Here is a 21337-nt window from a genome sequence, read left to right as displayed (position 1 = left end):
CCCCGGGGGTTGGGACGAAGGACCGCAGGACGGGAAACAGGGGGAGTGGGGCTGTGCCGCTTTCGGCGTTGGTGGACTCCGCGGAGCTGGCGCGCGAGTTGAGGTCCTTGGCCGATCAGCCGCAACTGGAGGGCCGCAAGCGGGAGTTACAGGCACTCGCCGACGACCTCCAGCACGGCAGGGATCTGGAGGTCTGGGCCGAGCTGGATCTCCTCCAGGCGTTCGTCCGCCCGGAGCTGCTGGAGCCGGTGCCCGCCGCGGCCCCCCGGCCGCGCGCGTCCGGCGCCGCCGGGAAGCGCGTGTGGGGGTGGGTCCGCAAGGTGCGGGAGGCCCCGCTGGAGGCGGCGCTCGGCGTGATGGTCTTCGTGCCGCTGCTGGTCACCTGGGCAGGACTGCGGCTCGCCAGCGGGGCCTACGGCGAGCTGGCGAAGGACGATCCGAAGGAGGCGTCCCGGCCGTTCCTCCAGCTGTGGCAGTCCGGCTTCGACGGCCACCTGTCGTCGTACGAGCGGTTCGACAGCGTCGCGCTCACGGCGGTCGGCTTCATCGGCGTCCTGCTGCTGCTCGCGGTGTGGCACGCCTGGGCGCGGACCCGCGCGGAGAACGAGCAGGCCGCGCAAGAGGCCGAGGGCGTTCTGGTCGTCGGCCGCCTGACGTCCGTGCTCACCCGTACCCAACTCGTGCTGGCGGCGCACCGGACCGCCTCTCCTCAGCGCTTCACCGCCGAACTCGGCAAGGCGGCGGGGCAGTTGAGGTCGCTGACGGACCGGGCGAACAAGACACACGCCAAGCTGGTGCAGGCCGCCGAGTCCACCGAGCTGGCGGCGCAGGGCATGACGGCCGCAACCGACCGGCTGGCAACGGAGGTTCCGGCACTCGGCGCCGTGGCCGGCCGGATCGAGCAGGCGGTGACGAACGGCGCCGACGCCGTCCGCACCGCACAGGAGCACACCACCCGCACCGGGCAGGACAACGTCACGGCGGTACGCGAGGTCGCCGACCGCATCGAGCGGGCGGCCCTCGTCGTCGACACCGCCCTCAAGGACCTGTCCGCGGCGCAGCAGCAGCTGGTCGGGCTGTCGGACCAGGCGCTCAAGGCGTCCCAGCAGGCGTCGCAGTCCATGGTCCGCAGCGCGGACCGCACCGGCGAGGCCGTCGAGGACATGCGCAAGGCGTCCGAGCAGTGGGACGCGGCGGCAGCGCACTGGCTGGACGCCGCGGCCCGGCTCGACGCCGGGATCCGGGTGCTGTCCGGCTCGGCGCAGCCCTCCGACGCCGCGCCCCACGGCGCGGGGGCGAACGGGTGACCCGGCTGCCCGCACCGCGCCGGCGCAGCGCCCGTCGGGCGCGGCTGGGCCCGCTCGCCCTCGCCGGCTGGCTCTTCGCGGACTTCCTGCTCGTCCTCGCCCTGGTCGCGATGGGCGACCAGGCCGACCCGCTGGCCGACCGGCGCCCGATACCGCACCCCTCGCCGACGCACACCGCGACGCCGAAGCCGACCGGCACGCCCGCCGGCCCGCGCTCGGTGATGAAGGGCCGCTTCGAATTCCGGGTCTCCGGCACGGACAACGCCGCGCTGGTCCGCCAGATCAAGAACGCGACCGCCGCGCACGCCACCCAACAGGCCGCCTTCGTCCTCACGTTCGGCGGCACCCAGAACGGCACGGCGTACGCGCGCCGCGTCAACGGCCTCCTCCACACCGCCCGCCCGCACATGTTCGACCGCAACACGGCGACCGAGGACTTCCTCAACCTCCAGGCCGCGTCGAACACCGCGAAGGTGTGGGTCTACTTCTACACAACGCCCCGATGAGCGCGGCGGAGAGCGGACCGGACGGGCCGGACACCACCGCCGCGACCTCGCCCGCGGGCGCGCCGCCGTCCGGGCCGCGGATGCCCGCGTTCCCCGCGCTGGCCGGGTTCGGCAGCCTCGGGCAGCGGCTCGGTGCGCTGGGGTTCCGGCACGCGGTCGACCCGATGCTGCGGGCCCCGCAGGTGGGGCAGTTGCCGCCGATGGCCGGTGCGGCCGCGCAGGGGCCGACCTTCCGGGTGCTCGACGGGCTGTGGATCTCCGGGCGCGGCGGGCACTGGCTGCGGGTCGACGCGGCCTTCGTCAACGACTGCCGCAAGCGCTGGGAGGCCAGTGCGGAGCCGCGGGCCGACGCGATCAGGTCGGTGCTGGCGTGGCTGCGCCGCCACACCGCGGGCGACGCCATGCACCTGCGCCGGGTGGTGCTCTACCAGCTGTCCTGCCTGCTCGCGGACGAACCCGGCGGCCCGACCGCCGCGGCGGCCGAGCAACTCGGCGTGGATCCCGCGGAGTCGGCGCTGCTGGCCGCGACGGTCGCGGCCGGCTTCCCGGCGCCCGGACCGGTCCGGGAGGCGGCCGAGACGTTCCCCGACGTCGTACGGGAGCGCCGGCTGCACCGGGCCGCGGAGCTGGCGAGGGTGCTGCGCGACGGCGACGCGGGCGCGGACACCGACCCGGTGCTCGCCGACGCGCTGGCCGACCTGCGCCGCCGTACGGCCGAGGTGGACGCGCTGGTCGGCGCGGCGGCGGAGCGCGGGCGGGCGGGCGCGCTGGAGTCGGCGGGCACCGCCTGGCTGGGCGCCGCGCGGCTCTCGGTGGACGACCCGCGGGCCCGCGCCGGACTGCTCGGCCTGGCCGCGGCGAGGGCCGACGCGGCGCCGGACGACGCGACGGAACACGCCGACGGCCCGCTGACCGCGCGCCTGGACGAGGACGAGGTGGCGCTCGACTGGCAGCCCGTCCGCACCGCTGCGCGGCGCCGCGGCCCGGTCCGCTACGCCGCCTTCCGCTTCCCCGAGGGCGCCCCGGAGCAGGCCGTCGAGGTGCCCGCGACCGGCGACGGCGCGACCGCGCGGGACACGGACGTGCCCACCGGAGTGCTGCTGCGCTACGCGGTGCTGGCGCTGAACGGCGACCGGGTGGTCGAACTCCCTTACGTCTGCTCGGTGTTGCTGTGCACTCCGGAGGTGGCGCGGCTGTCCTGGAAGGCCGTGCCGGACGGCGTCGCGCTGAGCTGGCGCGCGCACCCGCGGGCCGCCGCCGTCCAGGTGGTGCGCGGCACGGAACCGCCCGTGCCCGGCGGGCAGTCCGGCCTGCTCGACCGCCCGCTGCCGCCCGGCGACCACTGGTACCGCGTCAGCACCGGCTACCGCGCCCCGGACGGCGCGCTGGTGTGGTCGCGGGGCCGTACGGTGTCCGCGCGCGCCGAGGAGTGGCCGACACCGGTGCCGGACGTCCGCGTACGCCGTGTTCTCGACGACGGCCGGGTGGAGATCGCGTGGTCGCCGCCCGCCCGGGGTGCGGACCGGCTGGTGGCCTGGCGGACGTGGCGGGCCGCGCCCGGCGAGGACGTGTCGGCGCTGCTGGACCGGCTGCCGCGGGCCGAGGCGGACGTGGCCGTCGAGGACGGCCCCGACGCCGCCCGGCGCGTGATGCTGCGGCCCGCCGAGGGCGAGGTGAACCGGATGACGGTGGTCAGCGTGCTGGGCGGACTCGCGGTGGCCGGCCCGACCGTGCTGATCGAGGTGCCGCGCCCGGTGACCGGCCTGACCGTGCGCCGCACCGGGCCCGGTGCCGCCCGGGTGCGGTTCGGCTGGCCGGAGCCCGCCGTGCTGGCGCTGGTCCGCTGGGAGCAGGGGGGCAGGGTGCGCGAACAGCGGGTGGCCCGCAGCCGGATGGGCGCCGACGGGGTGGAGATCGCGCTGGACGGCCGCGCGGCCACGGTGACGGTCAACGCCCTGCCGCGCCCCGACGCGGCCGCGGTGGCGGGCGGTTCGGCCCGGGAGAGCGTCCCGGCCGTGCCTGTCGCGGTGGCCGCGCCGCCCGTACCGCCGCCGCCGGGCCACCCGCCGGAGGCGGTGCCGCACGCTGTCGACGCCGCCCCGGCCGAGCCCGCCGCGTGGTGGCGCCGGGCGCCGCGGCGGCTGCGGGAGTGGGTACGGGCCCGGCGCGGGCACCGCTGACCGGGCGCGGACGCGGCCCGTACCGCCGTACGGGCCGCCACGTCCGTCAGGCCTTGACGACGCCCTCCGTCCCGGCGCCGAAATCGATGGTCGTCCCGGCCCGCAGCCCCACCGTCCGGCCGGCTTCGACGGGTTGGCCGGTGCCGTCCGGGCGGCGCGAGTGCCAGGCGCTCGACGAGCGGTTGGTGAGGCCGAACCGCCCCGGATTCTTGGGGTGTTCGGTGACCTCCCCGACAATGGCGGTGAAGTCGTGCCGGTCGACGTCGCCCACGACGTGGTGCCGGTAGACGCGGCTGCCGGGTACCAGGCTGATGGTGCGGCTGCGGCGCACCACCCCCACACCGGTGAGGATCTCCAACTGGGCCGGCAGGACGAGCCGTTGCCCGCACTTCCAGCAGTCCGGCGCCGGTCCGCCGGCCTGGGTGAGGTTGAGCTTGCCGCATTGCCCGCACGGCAGGACGTTGTCCAGCACGGTGCTCAGCGCGCTGCGCCACTCGCTCTCGCGGGCCCGCTCGGTCGGGTCGCCCAGACCGCGGGTGAAGGTCTGCACGAACAGGTCCCGCAGCACCGCCGGAATGGTGCGCCACGTCGCGATGACGGTGTCCTGCTCGCCGGGCACCGGCCGGTTGGTGTCGTTCGCCGGGTCGTAGACGAAGACCGGCCGGGTGCCGTAGAGGCGCCGCTGGGCGGGCTCGTCCAGGCACCTGATGTCCAGGGCGAGTTTGCCCTGGAAGGGGTGGTGGTTCATGAACAGCATGAACAGCAGCACCGCGAGGGAGTGCAGGTCGCTCTGCGTGCCGGGCTTCGCCCCCGGGTCGCCGCGCACCAGTTCCGGCGCCATGAAGTCCATCGTCCCCGCGACCGCCGCGTTGGAGCCCTCGAAGACGGCGTTGTCGTTGTCGCAGACCAGGACGTCGCCGGTGACGGGGTTGAAGAAGACGTTGCCCCAGTTGATGTCGCGGTAGGCGATCCCCCGGGCGTGCAGGGCGTGGTAGGCCTCCACGATGTTCAGCGCGGTCATCACCTGGACGCGCCGGTCGACCTTGGCGACGGAGGGGTCGCGGCGGAAGAGGGCCTGGAGGTCCTGGAAGGCGGCGGGCCGTACGTCCATCAGGTAGCCGAAACCGCCGCTGAGCGCTTTGGGATCCACGACCAGGGACTGCGGCCAGAGGAACCGGTCGTCCCGCCAGGCGAGTTGGACCAGGCCCTCCAGGATGTGGCGCTGCATCTCGGTGGCCTGCGCGGGGTAATACCACTTGACCGCGCGGTCGCCCTGCGCCGTCCTGGCCAGATACACCTCGCCCTGGCCGCCGGCTCCGAAGAGCGGGCCCACCGTGACGGTCTCGCCCTTTTCGGAGATCAGTTGGTGCCCGTCCGGGAGCATGCCGTTCATCTCGGGGATCCTTTCGTGTCCTACGGGACGTCTGCGGTCGGTGGGGGAGGCGCGGTCGGAGGCGCGGTCGCGTCCGGCGGGGGCGGTACGACCGGCGGTCCGGCGGCGTACCGCGCTGCGGGGAAGGCGCCGACGAGCGTCGAGTCGTCCCCCGAGAAACTCGCCGCCCTGCCCAGCCAGTCCGCCAACTGCCCCTGGACAGTGGCCACTCCGTTGTCCCGCGCCCGGTCCCGCAGCCCCTCGGCGAAGGCGACGAAACCGGCGTGGTCGGTGAAGCTCTTGGACAGCCCGTCCGTCGAGATCAGCACGGCGGTACGGCCGTCCGCCGGGAGCCGCCGCCAGAAGAAGCGCATCTGCCGCCACGCCTCGGGCTGGCACAGCGACTCCGCCTCGTCCCCGTACTCCGGCCCGTCGTACAGCGGGACGAACGCGTCCCCGTGGTCGTCGACCAGCACGATGTCGCCGTCGCCGAGCTTCCAGCACAGCAGCAGCGGCCCGACCAGCAGCGCGCCGATCAGCGTGCTGCCGTACGGGATCGGGTCCGGATGGGCGTCCGGCGCCCGCGAAGCCGAACCGGACGCCGGGAAGTTGGCTTCGTACAGCGCCATCCGGCGCAGCCAGCGGTGCGTGATCTGCTGCGGCAGCGTGCGGGCGGCGGCGAGCACGGCAGGCCAGCGGGCCTCGTCGACCCCCCGGCTCGCGACGTCCTCGGCGAGCGCCTGCACACAGGCCGCGAACTCCTCGACCGCCCAGCGCGATCCGAGGTGGCTACGGTGGTGCGCCTTCGCCCCGTGCCCGTCCGCCACCGCCAGCAGCGCGCCGCCACCGTCCGCGACCGGCCGGGCGAGCGAACTGTCCTGCGAGAAGCTCTTGTTGCGGCCCTTGACCGTGTCGTGCAGCAGGCTCCAGGCGGGGGCAGGCCCGACCGGCGTCACCAGACCTCGTCGTCGTCGTCGGCCACCGACACCGGCGGCTGGGTGGCCAGCGGCTGCTTGACCAGGGTGGCCTGCGTGGCGTCCCCGCCGCCGATCGGCGTGGACGAGGCACGCACCGCCATGGTGGAGGCCCAGCGGATGGCCCGCGACAACTGCGCGGCGTTGTTCGCCTCGATGGGGTCCAGTTCGGGGTTGGCGAGGAATTCCTTCAGCATGCTCTTCTCGGCGTCCCGCCCGATGGCGATGGCGACCCGGACGGCGCGCTTGCCCCACGGCGTGGCGTCGACGGCCCGCAGACCGGCCCGCCAGTCGTCGGTCGGCTGGCCGTCCGAGACCAGCGCCAGCACCGGGCGCAGCGCGCGTTCCGGCATCGGCGGCGTGCTGAGCGCGGTGGCCGCGAGCTTCAGCGCCTCCCCCAGGCTGGTCCACCCGGAGGTCCCCACGTCCTTCCAGTTGAACTCGTCCACCGGCGTGGGGTCTTCGACGTGCCAGGTGGCGTACTGGGCGAAGGTGATGGCCCGGACCAGCAGGCTGGCCGCCGGGTTCTCCGCGGCGGCCTTGCGCATCTCCGGAATCGCGTCGCGGATGGCGAAGTTCAGCTCTCCGATCTTCCCCATGATGCTCATCGAGTCGGAGCAGTCGAGGATCCAGATGAAGTGGACGGGACGGCTGGCCATGGGGCCGCCAGGGATGTCGCTCACGCGTGTCCTCCTCGCGGCCGGACGTCGGTGCGTCCGGTGCCGCGCGTGTCGTGCTGCCGTGGGTCGGGAATTGCGGGACGGAAGGGAGGGGCCGGGCGGGGCCCGGGGAAGGGGACGGGGCGAGCGGCCCCGGAAGCGGGGTCAGGGGTGGCCGGCATCGGGACCCTCCGCGCGCCTGGGGAGAGTTGGCGGCGCCGCGCCGAAGGCGCCGCCGCGCGGGTCGGGCAGCGACCTGATCAACTCCCACCATTTGCCGACCCACTTCGGGTCGGGGCGTTCGTCCAGGCACCGCGCGACCTGCTCCCGCTCGTCGTCGCGCAGCCGTTTGACGACGTCGCCGAATATCTCCGTGACGAGCCGCGGCGCGAGGTCGGTCCACTCCGAACCGCACCACGGGTAGTGCTCGCTCCACGCCACGAAGAGCAGCGCGGCCGACTCGTGGTCCGCCAGCAGCTCGGAGACCAGCCGTTGCCTGTTCTCCGGCGCCAACTGCGCGGTGACGTACTGGCGCAGCAGATCCTCGTGCATGGCCCTGCCGAGGCGTTCCAGCACCGCCCGCTCGCTCAGCTCAGCCGGGCCGGCCGCGGCCAGCCCCGCCGCGAGTCGCTCGTCGAACCACCCCCACAGGTCCTGCCGGATGGACCCGGAGGTCTTCAGGCGGTCCATCTGCGCCACGGCCGTCGTCGGCGTGATCCGGCCCTGCGCCAACCGCCAGCCCGCGTCGAGGACGTACGCGATCGACCGCTGCTGGTCGGTGAGTTGGGCGCCCATCGCCAGCAGGGCGTGAGCCAGTTCGCCGAGCCGGTCGGCGACCGGTCCCGGCGCGGTCAGCGGCTTGGCCAACTCCCGGTCCAGCTCAGCGAGCCTGAGCGCCCCGGCCGGGAAGTCGCCGACCACGTCGGCCGCTTCGGCCGCCGTCGGCGCGGTGTCCCGCCACGCCAGCCACCACGCCAGCTCGTGCAGCGACGGCTCGCAGTCCGCCGGGTCGGGGAGCAGCGCCGCGAGCGCCCGGAACACCGCCAGCCGCAGGGTGCCGGCCGCACCGAAGCGGTGCGCCGCGACGACCAGTTGCAGCCGCAGCGGCGCCCGGTCCGCCACCTGGTCGAGCCAGCCGCCCAGCGGTGACGCGGCCAGGGCCAGCAGCCGGACCGGCCGCGGACCGGAGTCGGACTTCGCCGTCTGCTCCAGGAGCAGCCCCACGAACGGCGTCGACAGCCGTTCGAGCAGGGCGCGTGTGGCGGGGCTGTCCCGGCGGCTCTCCCGGTCCAGCACGCTCCGGGACAGCCGGGCCGCGACCTTGATGTCGAACCGCTCCCGCGCGGTCAGCGGCTCGGCCCCGGGCGACGCGCCCGCGACCCTGCCGGTGGGCGGCGACAACGCGTGCAGCACCTCCAGCAACCCGCCCCATTCGGCGGGCGGTTCGGCCTGGAGACCGTCGATCGCACCGCACAGCCGGACGACGGCCTGCTCCCGTACGAGCTGCCGCGGGTCCGCCCCGGGCTCGCCGTCCGGATCCGCCGACCGGGGCGCGAGCCCCACGAGCGCCTCCATCAGACGCTGCGCGCTGCCCGCGGGCATGCCCACGCCCAGCCACGTCAGCAGATTCGCGAGCGCGCGCGAGCTGACCTCGGTGCCACGGGGGCGCGGGTCGGCGGCATAGGGCCGCACCCGGTTCGCCGCGTCGGCGACGCGGGAGGCCGCCCATGCGGCGTCGGCGTCGCGGGGGCCCTCCCGGCGGGCGGCGTCAGCGTCGGCGTCGCGGGGAACCTCCCGGCGGGCCGCGTCGATGTCGGTGTCGCGGGCGATCTCCCGTGCGGCGTACGGGTCGGCGTACGGGTCGGCGTACCGCTCCGGCGCGGCGGCATCCGTACCCAGCACGGCGGCCTCCGTACCCGGCGGGGCGGGCTCCGTACCCGGCGGGGAGGCGGGGAGGGTGGCCATGGCGGAGCCGGGGAGGCCGCTGTCCTCGTCCCGCTGCCGGGGCGCGGAGTGGTCGAGGAGGGCGTGGCCCGCCTCGCCGAACTCGTTTTCGTTGCCCGGCTGGGCCGCCCATGCCGCGACGCCGTGCAGCGCGGGGCCCTGCGGCAGCAGCACCCGCTCCAGCGGGCCGATGGCGAACAGCCCGTGCGCCTGCTGCGAACCGGCCAGCGCGGTGCGCGGCGCGATCCCCCGGCGCCATGCCTGGGCGGCCACCTGCGCCCACCCGTCGACGCCCCGCTCCGGCGGGCTGCCGGGCCCGCCGAGCCCGTCGTGCACCCGGTAGAGGTGGCGCAGCGCGACCTCGTCGCCGCGGTCGAAATCGGCCCCGGGCCCGATGCCGACGATGTGGTGCGGTGCGTCGGCCGGAGCGTGCGTGCGCAGCAGGAAGGTCAGCGACCGGGCGGCGGCGTACGGCAGGGACGCGCCCGCGAGCGCGATCCACCGGGCGACGTCCCCCGGGTCCTGCTCGGCGATCACGATCTGCCGACCGGCCGGGGAGGCGAACAGCCGCTGCACGTCGGCAAGGAAGGGTTCGAGGCGGTCGGCGTGCGCGGCGGCGAATTCCACCAGGTGCGCGTCGTCGCACCATTCGGGGTGCTCGTCCGCTTCCGGCGCCGCGGGCGCCTGCCCCTCCTCCCAGGGCGGATCGCGCCACAGCTCGACCGGCAGCCGGCCGCGCAGGTCCGCCGCGCCGCCCGGCAGGTAGCGGGCGGTGACCTGCCACGGCGTACGGTCGCCGCCCTCCCCGGCTCGCGCCTCGGTGCGGCACAGCAGCGCCCCGCCGCCCGGCAGCCGGGTGTGCCCCAGCGTGGCGGCGGAGCCGGGCTCTCCCGGCGCGGCCGCGGCATCGGCCACGAAGAGGTTGATCCGGTCCAGGACCTCAGCCGCCGGAAGCTCCTGCCCCGGCAGCGGCGCGGCCCGTAAGTCGACGGGCCGCGGGACGGACGGCAGTTCGTAGCGGAGCACGTACGGCGTCACGGTGCCGTCCCCGTCTCCGTCCCCGTTCACGGGCGGGTCACCGTCCACCCGCGCGTCTGCCTCCGCCTGTGCGTCCGAGCGCCGCGCGCCGAACATCCCCCGAACCCCTGGCAGCCGCACGGCCGTTCAGCCGCCCATCGCATGGACGATCCCCTCGACCAGGGCGAGCGCCCCGCTCCCGGCCGCCACCCCGGAGGTGATCAGGTCCAGCCGCTGCCGGATGCGGCCGGTGTCCGGGGCGGCCGCGCCCTGCTGACCGCCGCGCTCCAGCTCCGTGCGCACCGCCTCCGCCTGCGGCAGCAACCGCGGTTCCTCCCGGGCGAGTACGTCGACGAGGCGCTCCGCCAGCGCCACGACGGCCTCGACCGCCCGGGCGTCCCCGCTCCGGAACGCATCCGCCCCGACGCCCGGGGCGTTGACGTTCATGGTGGTGTGATCGCCCGCCTGGACCGGCCCGTTGACGGGTGCGTTGAAGTGGAAGCTGCTCATCCTCGTCCTGTTCGCGAAGTCGCCGACGCGCGCGCGGCGATCGGGAGGGGGTCGGGCCACCGGGGAGCCCGGAGGCGCGCGTCGTTCAGGTGAGACCGGCCGGTGCGACCACTCCGGCCGGACCGCCGGGAGCCCCCGCTCCGGCACCCCCGCCGGGAGGCGCCAGCGGCTGACCGCCCTGGTTGACGTTCAACTGGTTCTGGTTGCCCGCCTGGACCTGGCCGATCGCCCCGTTGAACGTGTACGTCTGGAGGCTGACGATCTGCTGCTGCTGATGGGTGAGGTCGGCCGTGTCGATGTTCCGGCTCTCCAGGAATTCCGCCGTGCAGGCGAGGACGCCCTGCACCATCAGCTTGAAGTACTTCTGGGCGTCGCGGCGTTCGGTGTAGCCCATCTCGTCCCAGCGCGCGGCCCGTTCCCGCAGGCTGTTGACCGACCCGTAGTCGTGGCCGCGGTAGCCCTTGAGGATCTCGCGGCGCACCCGCTCGTCGGTCCGGGCCCGCTCCGCCGCGCGGGCGCGCCGCCGCAGCATCCGTGAGGCGGCGCCGAGCACCCCGCGCCAGGTGAGCCGGACGGCGGCGAGCACCGCGCCCCACCGCAGCCGGCTCGCCGAAGTGGCGTACTCGGCAGGCAGTTTGAAGCGCGGGCCGAGCGGCGGCAGCACGTAGGCCGCCACCTCCCAGGACAGCATGGGCAGGTGCAGCAGCGCCTTGAGGTGCATCGACACCAGGACCTGGCCGCCGTCGCCGGAGACCCACAGGCACAGGTAGGTCTCCATACCGGCGCCGGAGTGCACGGCGCCGGACTTCACCAGGCTGGACGGGATGGACGCCAGCGGCCTGCGCGTGGGGTCGGGCAGCGCGTCCGTCCCGAGCGAGACGACGTTGGGCCCGCGCACGTACAGCCGGTTGCGGGCCCTCAGGTCGTCCAGGCCCGTCGCCCGCGGCATCGTCTTGGCCAGGTGGTGGTGCAGGTCGGCCGCGGTGAACGGCACCGGCGTCAGCGTCCCGCCCCCCGGCGCCTGCGCGGGCTTGCTGACGTCGAACGGGCTCCACACGGATTCCGTGATGCGCCAGCCGCTGCCGACGAACGGGTTCTGCGCCTCCGCTTCGAGCCCGTAGACGACCATGTTCGCCGAACGCAGGCTCTTGAGGTCCTGCTCCAGCGCCGGATCCGCGGCGGGCGCGAGCCGCTGCGCCGACGTCCCGCTGTCCTTGAGGTCCAGCACCGCCCGCCGTACCGCCCACTCGGCGCGGTAGACGACGACCGTCCCGACCGGCAGGACCGCCAGCGCCGCCACCCCCAGCCCGCCCGCGACCCCCGACGACCCCTGCCCCAGAGCCCCGAGCGCCGCCAACACCAGCAGCACGAACAGGCCCTGTAACGCCAGCAGTTGCCGATCCCGCTCGTCCCTGCGCCGCGCCGACACCAGCGCGTGCCGCACCAGCGCCACCAGGTTGACCCCGAAGGGCAGCCCGACCGACCGGACGCGGTCGACCGTGTACTCCTCCAGCACTTCCCGGGCGAATTCCGCGTCCATGTGCGCCGTGGCACACAACTGCCGCGTGATCAGATCTGTCTTGTACTGCGGTAACACCGGCATCGGTGCGTTCACCAGGCGCCTCCCCTGTCCCCCCGGAGACCGCCCCACTCGCTTCCCCCCACCTACCGGTGGCCGGTGTGCCGATCGCCTGGAGGAGCACTGTAGAAGAACCGCGTCCGTATGGGGGCCCGTTTCCGGATTGTGTTCGCTGTCCCGTCATCGAAGTCGCCGGCGGGAAGCGGTCGTTCAGGCCTGCACCGCGTAGAGGTGGTGGTCTCTGCTGGCGGCGTAGACGATCCCGTTCGCGAGGGCCGGCATCCAGATGACGGAGTCGTGGGCGGTGAAGGCCCAGCGCTGGTGACCGGTGGCGGTGTCGACCGCGTACAGCTTGTTGTCGCTGCTGCCGACGTACACGGCGTCGCCGGACACCACCGGGGAGCCGAAAGCGCCGTCGGGGCTGGCAAAGGCCCAGCGCTGCAAGCCGGTTGCCGCGTCCAACGCGTACAGGTGGTGGTCGTCGAAGCCGTTGTACACGACGCCGCCGACGACCGTGGGCGAGGAGTAGACACCGTCGGCGCTGTCGAAAGCCCAGTGCTGCTTGCCGGTTGCCGCGTCCAGCGCGTACAGGTGACGGTCGGCGCTCCCGACGTAGACGACGCCGTGGACGACGGCCGGCGACGAGTGGACACCGGCGCCGGTGGTGAAGGCCCAGCGCCGCTCGCCCGTAGCGGCGTCGACCGCGTAGACCTGCCCGTCCTCGCAACCGACGTAGACCACACCACCGTTGACGGTCGGCGTCGAGTTGATCACGTCGCCGGTCCTGAAGGACCAGCGCTGCTCGCCCGTGGCAGCGTCGCACGCGTACAGGTAGTGGTCGCTGCTGCCGACGTAGACCATGCCGTCGACGACGGTCGGCGACGAGTCCACCGCGTCCGTGGTGTTGAAACCCCAGCGCCTTTTTCCGGTGGCGGCGTCGAGCGCGTAGAAGTTGTGGTCGTGGCAGCCGACATAGACCATCCCGCCGGCCGCCGCGGGTGTGGAGTAGACGGGCCCCTCGGTGGTGAAGGCCCAGCGCTGCTCGCCGGTGGCCGCGTCCAGCGCGTAGACGTTCCGGTCCGCGCTGCCGACGTAGACCACGCCGTCGGCCACGGCCGGCGCGTACACCTCTCCCCCGGCCTGGAAGGCCCAGCGCTGCCGGCCGGGACCGGGTCGCACACTCGGGGAGTTGGCCTTCCCCGCCGTGGACGGCTTGTCGGTGGAGGCGGAGTCCTGGTCGGTGAGCTGCCAGGTGGCGACGGCGGCACCGCCGGCGAGGGCGGTGGCGGTGAGGGCGAGCAGCACGCGGCGCCTGGAGACAAGGGCCCGCGGGGCCGCGGGGTGCCGCTCCGGTCGAGGATCCGCGGCGTCGGCGGGGGCGTCCGCCGGACGGGCGGGGAGCGACAGGTTGGTGGCGTCCGCGGTGGGCTGGTCCGCGCGCGCGGCCGCGTCCTCGTCCTCCGCCGAAGGCTCCGCCGGTTCCGGGTCCGTACCCGGGTACTCAGGGCCGGGTGCTGCCGGCGGGAGGGGAGGTTCGACGGCGGTGGGGGCCGGCTCGTACGGGAGGGTGGGGGCGGGTTCACGGGGGACGGTGAGCGCCTCCGGCGGCGGTGCGGGCTGCTCCGGCAGCGGTGTCGGCTCCTCCGGCGGCGAGGCGGGGGCGTCGGGTGCGGTGGCCGCGGGCGGGACGCGGGGCAGCCCAGTGGCGGTCCGCTCCTGGACGAGGTGGGCCACCTGCTCGGGCATCCAGTGGGGCTGCGTCAGCAGGAGCGTGGTGTGATCCCCCTCCGCCCCGTCCTGGACGGCCAGTTGTTCGAGCAGGTCGCCGACGGTGGGGCGCGCTCCGGGCTCCTTGGCCAGGCAGGACGCCACCAACTCCCGTAGCCCGGACGGCAGGGCATCGAGGTCGGGCTGCTCGTAGACCGCGCGGAAGTGCAGGGCGTGCGGAGTGCCGGTGCCGAACGGGCCCGTACCGCTGGCGGTGTACGCCAGTACGGCGCCCAGGGAGAAGACATCGCTGGCGGGTCCGACCGGTCGGCCCGTGAGCTGCTCGGGCGACATGAACCCGGGCGTGCCGATCGTCATGCCGGTATGGGTGAGGGCGCTGGCCTCACTCGCCGTCGAGATGCCGAAGTCGATCACGCGGGGGCCATCGGCGGCCAACAGGATGTTGGACGGCTTGAGATCCCGGTGCACCACTCCGGCCGCATGGATCACCTCCAGGGCTTCGGCGAGCCCCGCCCCGAGCGCCATGACCGGCTGCGCCTGCCAGGGCCCGTGCCGGGATATCGCCTCGCCCAGCGACACACCGGACACGTAGACGGTCGCCAGCCACGCCAGGGCCCCGTCGGGATCGGCGTCGACGACCCCCGCGGTGAACGCCCCGTTCACGCGCCGAGCCGCCAGCACCTCCCGGGCGAAGCGACGCCGGAATTCCCCGTCCTCCGCCAGTTCGGGCCGCACCACCTTCACCGCGACCGAACGCCCTCCGGGCGAGCGGCCCAGGTACACCCGTCCCATACCGCCTGAGCCAAGCCGGGCCACGATCCGGTACCGCCCGACCTGACGCGGGTCCCCCGGCTCCAGAGCCTCGAACACAGCCCGCACCCCCTGCAACCGCCCCTGCGGCATTCATATGTCCGCCGCAAGCGCAGTTTGCCAGACCGGCCCATCGTGCGACGGCGTTTCCCAAGGTCCGTCGAGAGCAGCGGAGTCCGGCAGAACCTGCTGCTCAGCCGGTACGCGCAGCGGCCCCGCGGGCGTTGAACCGCACGCCCGGGACCCGGCTGCGTCATACGGCCGGCACGCCCCCGGCGCCGGTGGCGGGACTGCTCTCGACCCGCGTCCAAGGCTCCGGAAGCCGCCGCTCCGAGCCGCCGACTCGCCGTGGCCGCGGCCCTCGGCGGCTACGCGTCGGTGGACATGCCGGCGCGGAGCTTGGCCAGGATGCGGGCGAGCAGCCGGGACACGTGCATCTGCGACAGGCCGAGCCGCCCGCCGATCTCGGACTGCGTGAGCTCCTGGCCGAAGCGCATCCGGAGGATCCGGCGCTCGCGGTCGTCCAGCGTGTCGAGCAGGGGGCCGAGCGTGTGGAGGTTCTCGAAGAGGCCCAGGGCGGGGTCGGCGGCGCCGATGGTCTCGGCGTAGGAGAGGAAGCCGCCTTCCCCGCCGTCGTCGCCGGTCGGCAGGTCGAGGGAGCCGGCGGTGTAGCCGTTGGCGGCCAGCATGCCACCGACGACCTCGTCCTCGCCGATCCCCAGGCTCGTGGCGACCTGCCCCACGGTGGGCGGCGCGTCCAGCACCATGGTCAGGTGGTCGCGCGTCTTGGCCAGTTCGAGCCGCAGCTCCTGCAGGCGGCGCGGTACGTGCACGGCCCAGGAGGTGTCGCGGAAGAAGCGCTTGGTCTCGCCGACGATGTACGGAATGGCGAAGGTGGTGAACTCCGTCTCACGGGACAGGTCGAAGCGGTCTATCGCCTTGATCAGCCCGACCGTGCCGACCTGGATGATGTCCTCCCACTCCTGCGGGCCGCGGCTGCGGAAGCGCCGGGCGGCGAAGCGCACCAGCGACATGTTCATCTCGATCAGCGTGCCGCGCACGCGGCTGAACTCCGCGGTCCCCTCCTCCAGGGTCCGGAGGCGGTCGAAGAACAGCTTCGACAGCTCCCGGGCGTCCTTCGGCGTGACCTTCCCCGGGTCCGGGACGTGCGGGAGGCCACCCGCGGCCGGAACGTCCTGGCCCACCCGCGTCGGCCCTGTGGTCGTCCCCGTTGCGTGCGCGGCTACCGTCATGTGGAGTCCCAACGTTGTCAGTCGTGTCGCGGGTCGGTGGCCTGCTGCCAGGCGTGCCGCGCGTGTCGCGTTCCCGGCCGCAGACACCGGCACCGGCACCGTTGTCCCGCACCGTCGACGATGACGACCGGGACGGTCCGCAGCTGTCATGTCCGTGCGCCGGTCGGACGGCGGGGGGCCCGGCCTCCCTCGGAGTCCCAAACGGCACGCTGCGCCGATTCTCCGGCGGCGGTGCGGTCCGCCTCGTGCCGAGCGCCTGCTTCGTCCACCAGGTCGCTGGGGGCGGAGGTCCGCAGCGGGTCGGCCGCGGCCGCCATCAGCCACTCGGCGGTCTCCGCGTCCGTCTCGGGCGGGACCACCAGCAGGTCCCAGCGGCCGGAGCGGTAGGAGACCAGCATCAGCAGGTCCAGGTCCTGTTCCGCGAACCAGCCGACCTTCAGCACGTGCCCTTCGACCGGCACCCTGCGCGGGACCACCGGCCAGCGGGCCGGGTTGACGGTGGCCCGCGTGATCCGCTCCCCGCGGCTGCCGAGCACGCCCGCCAGCGCGGGAAGCTCCGCGGTCAGGTCCCGGGAGTACGGCCACCACGCGCCGTCGATGAGGGTACGGCCCGAACCGGCCGGGACCAGGGACAACCGCGGTGGCCGCGCGACAGGGAGCCCTGTCTCAGGAGCCGGGGGAACGTCGGGAACGTCGGGGACGCATACGCGCGCCCTTGGCGTGTCGCCCTTGGTCGCCGTCATGACGCGAACCTCACCCCGGACCGGGGTCGACCGGACCGGTGGTCGTCGATCGCCGAAAACGACACGGGCAGGCTGCGGGTGCACGGAGAACTCTCGGTGACCCCACCCTACTCCCGCGCGGTCCCCGGCGGAGCGGCCCACCACCGGGTGCCGTCAGTCGATCGCCACCAGGTGGTCGGCGGAGCCGCCGCGCCATTCCACGAGCAGGATCGTCGCGTCGTCGCTGGTGATTCCGCCGCGTGCCTGCATCAGCGCGTGGGAGAGGTCCCGTACCGTGGCGCGCGTTCCGGCGCGGTGGCGCCCGACGTCGGCGATGACGTCGATGAGCTGCGGGAGCCCGAACTCCTCACCCCCGCTCACGTGTTCCTCGACGAGGCCGTCGGTGAAGCACAGCACGCGGTCGCCCGGCAGCAGCTGCTGCTCGCTGATGAGGGGTTCCTGCCCGCCGAACCCCACCGGGAGGGTCGTGCTGCCCCCCAACTGCGCGACGACCTCGTGGTCGCGGATGAGCAGCGGCCACGGATGGCCGGCGTTGACCCACTGCAGGTGCCCCGTGCGCACGTCGAGCTGCATCATCTGGGCGGTGACGAACTGCTCGGGCCCGAACTGCGCCGCGATGATCTCGTCCATGTAGGCGTAGATCCCGGACAGGCCCACGTCGCTTCTGCGGGAGTGCCGGTAGCCGCCGATGGCGGCCGTGGCCATGACGGCGGCGCTCAGCCCGTGGCCCATCGCGTCGATCATGGCGAAGTGCAGGACGTCGCCGTTCAGGGCGTAGTCGAAACTGTCGCCCGCCACGTCGTAGGCCGGTTCCAGGATTCCGGCGATCTCGACCTGGGGAACCGACATGCGCAGCGGCGGGAGCAGCGACCACTGGATCTCGGCGGCCACGCTCATCGGGGCCCGCCGCCGGGCCAGTGCGAAGATGTCGGTGTAGCTGTCCTTGGTGACCACCATGTCGGCGACCAGGCCGGCCAGCCGCCGCAGCAGCCGCCGGTCGTCGTCGGTCACCGTGTCCAGGCTGACGGCCATGACACCCACCTGGTCGCTGCCGTCCAGCAGCGGCAGGAACATCCGCGTCCCCGCGGCCAGCGGAACCTCGACGGTCCGCGCCTCCAGGAAGGCCGTGCCGGCCGGTGAACCGTCGATCGGCTGCGGCGCCCCGGGGAGCAGCCCGGTGCCGGGCAACGGCATGAGCATCAGCTGCTCGTAGTCCTGGAGCAGTACGGACACGTCCCGGCCGCCGACCCTGGCCACCTCCTCGGCGACCAGCGGGGCGATGAGATGCGGCGGCATCTCGTGGGCACGGTCCAGCAGCACGCCCAGCAGACGCTCGCCGAAGCCCTCGGACCGGTCGACCGGGATCTCGTCGAACCGGCGCTGCTCCTCGTTCATGGGCACCACATAACACCATCGGATCCACCACCCGCGGTGAAGTGCGGCACCACGTCGCGACCTGGCGGTCTGGGCACGCCGTTCCGGGGCAGGCGGCCGGCGAGGGGCGTTCACCGATCCGTGGGAAACCGGGATCACCGGCAACGCTCCCGACCAATGACAGGCCACCACGTGACAGAGAGCATCTGGACCTACCGGGCGACGTCCGGCCACCCCGCGGGAGCGGACCTGACCGGCTTCAAGGTCGAGGCGACCGCCGGAGCCGTCGCGTCGGTGGACGCCGAGCGGCGGCGCGTCCTGGTCTCGCCCTCGCCACCGGCCTGATGGCCGGCCTGTTCGCGGCCTTCGCCTACTCCGTCGTACCGGGCCTGGCGCGTTCCTCCGACCGCACCTTCGTCGAAACGATCCGGATCAAGAACCTGGCAGCCGCGCGCAAGGGCTTCGAGGACAGCTGGGTCGCTTGGAACATCGTCCGCGCCCTCCTGCACACCGCCGCCTTCGGCTGCCTGCTGTGGGCGCTGATCGTCTTCGGCACCCACCGGTCGCAGGAGACCACGACCGCTGCCCCTCCGGCTCTGCGACCGCTCGCAGCCACGGCACAACACGACAGCCTCATGGACGCTCCCCTGGCACCGATGGCGCAGGCGGGCCTGATGCCGCGGGGACCACAGGCCCGTGGAACCGGTGGCCCGCGCTGGTAGTCCACCGGGACGGCAATGGGGAACCGTCGACGCCGCACACTGCTGCACGCGACCACGCGCTGGTCGCCGGACCGGCGGCCTCGCGGTCAGGACCAGCGGGCGCGCGGCGGCAACAGGCAGGTGGGCAGGCCGCTCAGAGAGTGGGTCAGGGCGCGCACCACCTGTCGTGTCCGCCGATGCGGCATCATTCACGCCATGCTCGACGACCTCGCCCTGGCCCAGCAGGCGGCCCTTGCCGGCGCCGCCGTGGGGCTGCGCTACTTCGACCGTGTACGCACCCTCACCCAGCAGCAGAAGGCGGACGGTTCGGTGGTGACCGAGGCGGATCTCGCTGTTGAGGAAGAGGTACGCCGTGTCCTGCTTGCCGAGCGACCCGACGACGCCTTTCTGGGGGAGGAAACCGGGGAGCGCGGGGCGGGCAGGCGCAGGTGGATCCTCGACGGCATCGACGGGACGCTGGTGTTCGTCCAGGGTGACGACCGCTGGCAGTCCCTGATCGCCCTGGAGGAGGACGGCTGCGTGGTGGTCGGAGTCGCGATCGTCCCTGCCCAGCGGCGGATCTGGTACGCGGTTCGCGGCCAGGGCGCGTTCATCGCCGATGTCGAGGACGGCCGTCCGGTCCGCGAGCGGTCCTTGCGGGTCGGTGAGTCGCCGTCCACGCTGGCGGAGTGCACGGTGGGGGTTCTCCCGCCGCTCGACCTGATTCCCGTGGCACTCCGCGCCCAGGTGGACAGGCTGACGGACAAGGCGGTTGTCGCCGACTGGTCGGTGCACGCGGGGCTGCTGGTCGCCTCGGGAGAGTTGGACCTGGCAGTGCAGGTGGGAGGGAAGGTCTGGGACTACGCGCCGCTGTCCCTGATCGTGGAGGAAGCAGGGGGCTCGTTCAGCGGAGATCGCGGGCAGTCCCACCCGGTTACCGGAACCGCCGTCTTCGCCGGCAGCGTCGACACGCTGACGGCCGCGCGCGCCGCACTCGGCGGCTGCTGAGAGCTTCCGTCCTCGTCGCCGCCCCAGGCACCAAGTGGTGCGCCTGCAACCCCCGAAGTGCGGTTCCTCGGCGACGGTCAGGACGATCCCGATGCCGCGACGCGCCACGCCCGGCGCACCTCTCGCGGCGGCCGTCGCCGTATTCATAACTCCCGCCTTAACGAGCCTTCCCGGATCGGCAGTTGGTCGGCGCTCCGCGCGGCCCGAGGCTGGAGGCACGGATCGGCTCCCGCTCGGGCGGCCTGCCCGAGGTCGGCCGCCGCGCCCACCTCGCGGACGGCGTCCGGCACGCCCTGGGCCGCGCCCCGCGCGACGTCGCCGACCACGCCCGCCGCGCCGCCGCCACCCGCATCTGGAACGAAAGGCACCACGCATGAAAAACCTGCAGCAGGCCACCCTGGTCCTGACCGCCCTCGCCACCGGCCTGATGGCAGGCCTGTTCGCGGCCTTCGCCTACTCCGTCATGCCGGGCCTGTCACGCTCCTCCGACCGCACCTTCGTCGAAGCGATGCAGAACATCAACAAGGCCATCCTCAACCCGGTCTTCATGCTGCCCTTCATGACCGCGATCCCCCTGCTCGCCCTCGCGGTCGTCCTGGCCTGGCGCGGCCACGGCCGGGCCGCGCTGCCGTGGCTGATCGCCGCGCTGGTGCTCTACCTGGTCGCCTTCATGGTCACCAGCGGCATCAACGTCCCGCTCAACGACCAGCTCGCCAAGGCCGGCAGCCCCGACCGCGTCAAGAACCTGGCGGCCGCACGCGAGGACTTCGAGGACAGCTGGGTCGCCTGGAACATCGTCCGCGCCCTCCTCCACACCGCCTCCTTCGGCTGCCTGCTGTGGGCACTGATCATCTTCGGCACCCACCGGTCGCAGGACACCGCAACCACCGCGCCCCCGGCCCTGCGGCCGCTCGCCACCGCGGCGCACAGCGCCCCCGCGCCGATGGCGCCGGCAGGACCGACCCCGCAGGGCCCCTGGACCGGCGGCCCCCGCTGGTAGCCACCCGGCCACCCGCGCCCCCGCCGAACCGCGGAGCCGGACTACACCGAACCCGCTTTCACCGAGGCGAAGAAGCAAGTGGGGCTGTACTACGTGGCGGAGAAGTACCATTCCATTTCCCGGAACATGTAGTCGCAGACCCACGAGGAAGCCACACGCATGCTCTCAGGCGACCAACCGTACGACGGCCACGACCCCGCCACGGTGCTTCTTCTGCTGCTGGCCGGCGCTGTCGCCACTCCGTGGCTTCTTGCCCGCGGGATCAGGCTCGCGCTGCGAGCCCGGAGCATCCGGTCGGCAACGGCGATCAGATCCGCGGCGACCCTGGCGGGATGCGCCACCGTGGGCATGTACACCTGGGGGGTCCTGCACCTGCTCTTCTTCGATGACGCCGATCGGGCGACCGCATGCAATGCCGCGGTCGGAAAGGGTCATTTGACGGGTTATGAGCCGTCGTTCATTCCCCTCCATTTCGGATGCCGAAGCAATGACGGACGCACCATGGAAGCGGTCATTCCGTCCTATCTCAACTCTTCCGTGATCACGCTCGCCGCATGTGCCGTCGCACTCACCACCGTCGCCGTCATCGCAAGAAGGAGGACCGATACGTGACGACGAATCTGCCGCGGCGCAGCAGCAGCGGGCGCTCCCCGAATCCCACCACGCGTCGGG

General features: G+C 73.7%; 19 protein-coding genes. 9 read left to right on the top strand and 10 right to left on the bottom strand.

The window, feature by feature from the left end:
- Positions 1-53: 53 nt before the first annotated feature.
- Genes ACH4SL_RS01855 through ACH4SL_RS01845 form a run of 3 tightly spaced genes read left to right on the top strand, consistent with a single transcriptional unit; the run spans position 54 to position 3993 of the window.
- Complete coding sequence (locus ACH4SL_RS01855; RefSeq protein WP_398441332.1) at positions 54-1307, top strand: hypothetical protein; 1254 nt, start codon at positions 54-56, stop codon at positions 1305-1307.
- Positions 1304-1813, top strand: a complete 510-nt coding sequence (locus ACH4SL_RS01850; RefSeq protein ID WP_398441331.1) for a hypothetical protein — start codon at positions 1304-1306, stop codon at positions 1811-1813. Before ACH4SL_RS01855 ends, ACH4SL_RS01850 begins: the two co-directional genes overlap by 4 nt.
- Positions 1810-3993: a hypothetical protein gene (locus ACH4SL_RS01845; protein WP_398441330.1), complete on the top strand. Its 2184-nt coding sequence runs from the start codon at positions 1810-1812 to the stop codon at positions 3991-3993. The genes ACH4SL_RS01850 and ACH4SL_RS01845 overlap by 4 nt, the downstream gene beginning before the upstream one ends.
- A 46-nt stretch (positions 3994-4039) precedes the next feature.
- Here ACH4SL_RS01845 and ACH4SL_RS01840 read toward each other — a convergent pair whose 3' ends face one another.
- The 10 genes from ACH4SL_RS01840 to ACH4SL_RS01795 all read right to left on the bottom strand — a co-directional run bounded on the left by ACH4SL_RS01840 (position 4040) and on the right by ACH4SL_RS01795 (position 17977).
- Positions 4040-5386, bottom strand: coding sequence for a protein kinase (locus ACH4SL_RS01840; RefSeq protein WP_398441329.1), 1347 nt, complete (start codon positions 5384-5386; stop codon positions 4040-4042).
- Between the two features lie 20 nt (positions 5387-5406).
- Positions 5407-6321 (bottom strand): protein phosphatase 2C domain-containing protein, encoded by a 915-nt coding sequence (locus ACH4SL_RS01835; protein ID WP_398441328.1) that lies wholly within the window; start codon positions 6319-6321, stop codon positions 5407-5409.
- Positions 6318-6998, bottom strand: a complete 681-nt coding sequence (locus tag ACH4SL_RS01830) for a tellurium resistance protein (protein WP_398441876.1) — start codon at positions 6996-6998, stop codon at positions 6318-6320. The genes ACH4SL_RS01835 and ACH4SL_RS01830 overlap by 4 nt, the downstream gene beginning before the upstream one ends.
- Positions 6999-7163: 165 nt before the next feature.
- A complete protein-coding gene (locus ACH4SL_RS01825) occupies positions 7164-10010 on the bottom strand; it encodes a GTPase-associated protein 1-related protein (RefSeq protein WP_398441327.1) in 2847 nt (948 codons plus the stop codon).
- Between the two features lie 96 nt (positions 10011-10106).
- Positions 10107-10469: a hypothetical protein gene (locus ACH4SL_RS01820; protein ID WP_398441325.1), complete on the bottom strand. Its 363-nt coding sequence runs from the start codon at positions 10467-10469 to the stop codon at positions 10107-10109.
- Positions 10470-10554: 85 nt separating this feature from the next.
- On the bottom strand, positions 10555-12084 hold the full coding sequence (locus ACH4SL_RS01815) for a hypothetical protein (RefSeq protein ID WP_398441324.1): 1530 nt from the start codon (positions 12082-12084) through the stop codon (positions 10555-10557).
- A 174-nt stretch (positions 12085-12258) separates the two neighbouring features.
- The gene (locus ACH4SL_RS01810; protein WP_398441323.1) at positions 12259-14679 is read right to left on the bottom strand and encodes a PQQ-binding-like beta-propeller repeat protein; all 2421 of its coding nucleotides are present in this window, start codon (positions 14677-14679) and stop codon (positions 12259-12261) included.
- A 275-nt stretch (positions 14680-14954) separates the two neighbouring features.
- The gene (locus ACH4SL_RS01805) at positions 14955-15839 is read right to left on the bottom strand and encodes a SigB/SigF/SigG family RNA polymerase sigma factor (RefSeq protein ID WP_398441322.1); all 885 of its coding nucleotides are present in this window, start codon (positions 15837-15839) and stop codon (positions 14955-14957) included.
- 146 nt (positions 15840-15985) lie between these two features.
- Positions 15986-16474: a DUF5994 family protein gene (locus ACH4SL_RS01800; RefSeq protein ID WP_398441321.1), complete on the bottom strand. Its 489-nt coding sequence runs from the start codon at positions 16472-16474 to the stop codon at positions 15986-15988.
- Between the two features lie 261 nt (positions 16475-16735).
- The gene (locus ACH4SL_RS01795; protein WP_398441320.1) at positions 16736-17977 is read right to left on the bottom strand and encodes a PP2C family protein-serine/threonine phosphatase; all 1242 of its coding nucleotides are present in this window, start codon (positions 17975-17977) and stop codon (positions 16736-16738) included.
- A 171-nt stretch (positions 17978-18148) separates the two neighbouring features.
- On the opposite strand from ACH4SL_RS01795, the gene ACH4SL_RS01790 reads away from it, so the two are divergent.
- From ACH4SL_RS01790 to ACH4SL_RS01765, 6 genes are all read left to right on the top strand, one after another.
- Positions 18149-18301, top strand: a complete 153-nt coding sequence (locus ACH4SL_RS01790) for a hypothetical protein (protein WP_398441319.1) — start codon at positions 18149-18151, stop codon at positions 18299-18301.
- Positions 18301-18678, top strand: coding sequence for a hypothetical protein (locus ACH4SL_RS01785; protein WP_398441318.1), 378 nt, complete (start codon positions 18301-18303; stop codon positions 18676-18678). The genes ACH4SL_RS01790 and ACH4SL_RS01785 overlap by 1 nt, the downstream gene beginning before the upstream one ends.
- A gap of 195 nt (positions 18679-18873) precedes the next feature.
- Positions 18874-19665 (top strand): inositol monophosphatase family protein, encoded by a 792-nt coding sequence (locus ACH4SL_RS01780; protein WP_398441317.1) that lies wholly within the window; start codon positions 18874-18876, stop codon positions 19663-19665.
- A 182-nt stretch (positions 19666-19847) separates the two neighbouring features.
- The gene (locus ACH4SL_RS01775; protein ID WP_398441315.1) at positions 19848-20042 is read left to right on the top strand and encodes a hypothetical protein; all 195 of its coding nucleotides are present in this window, start codon (positions 19848-19850) and stop codon (positions 20040-20042) included.
- Positions 20039-20665, top strand: coding sequence for a DUF1772 domain-containing protein (locus ACH4SL_RS01770; RefSeq protein ID WP_398441314.1), 627 nt, complete (start codon positions 20039-20041; stop codon positions 20663-20665). Before ACH4SL_RS01775 ends, ACH4SL_RS01770 begins: the two co-directional genes overlap by 4 nt.
- A 159-nt stretch (positions 20666-20824) precedes the next feature.
- Complete coding sequence (locus ACH4SL_RS01765) at positions 20825-21277, top strand: hypothetical protein (RefSeq protein ID WP_398441313.1); 453 nt, start codon at positions 20825-20827, stop codon at positions 21275-21277.
- Positions 21278-21337 lie beyond the last annotated feature (60 nt).

The organism is Streptomyces sp. NPDC021020, assembly GCF_044333285.1.
Taxonomy (GTDB): Bacteria; Actinomycetota; Actinomycetes; order Streptomycetales; family Streptomycetaceae; genus Actinacidiphila.
This window is presented reverse-complemented; position numbering and strand designations above follow the sequence as displayed.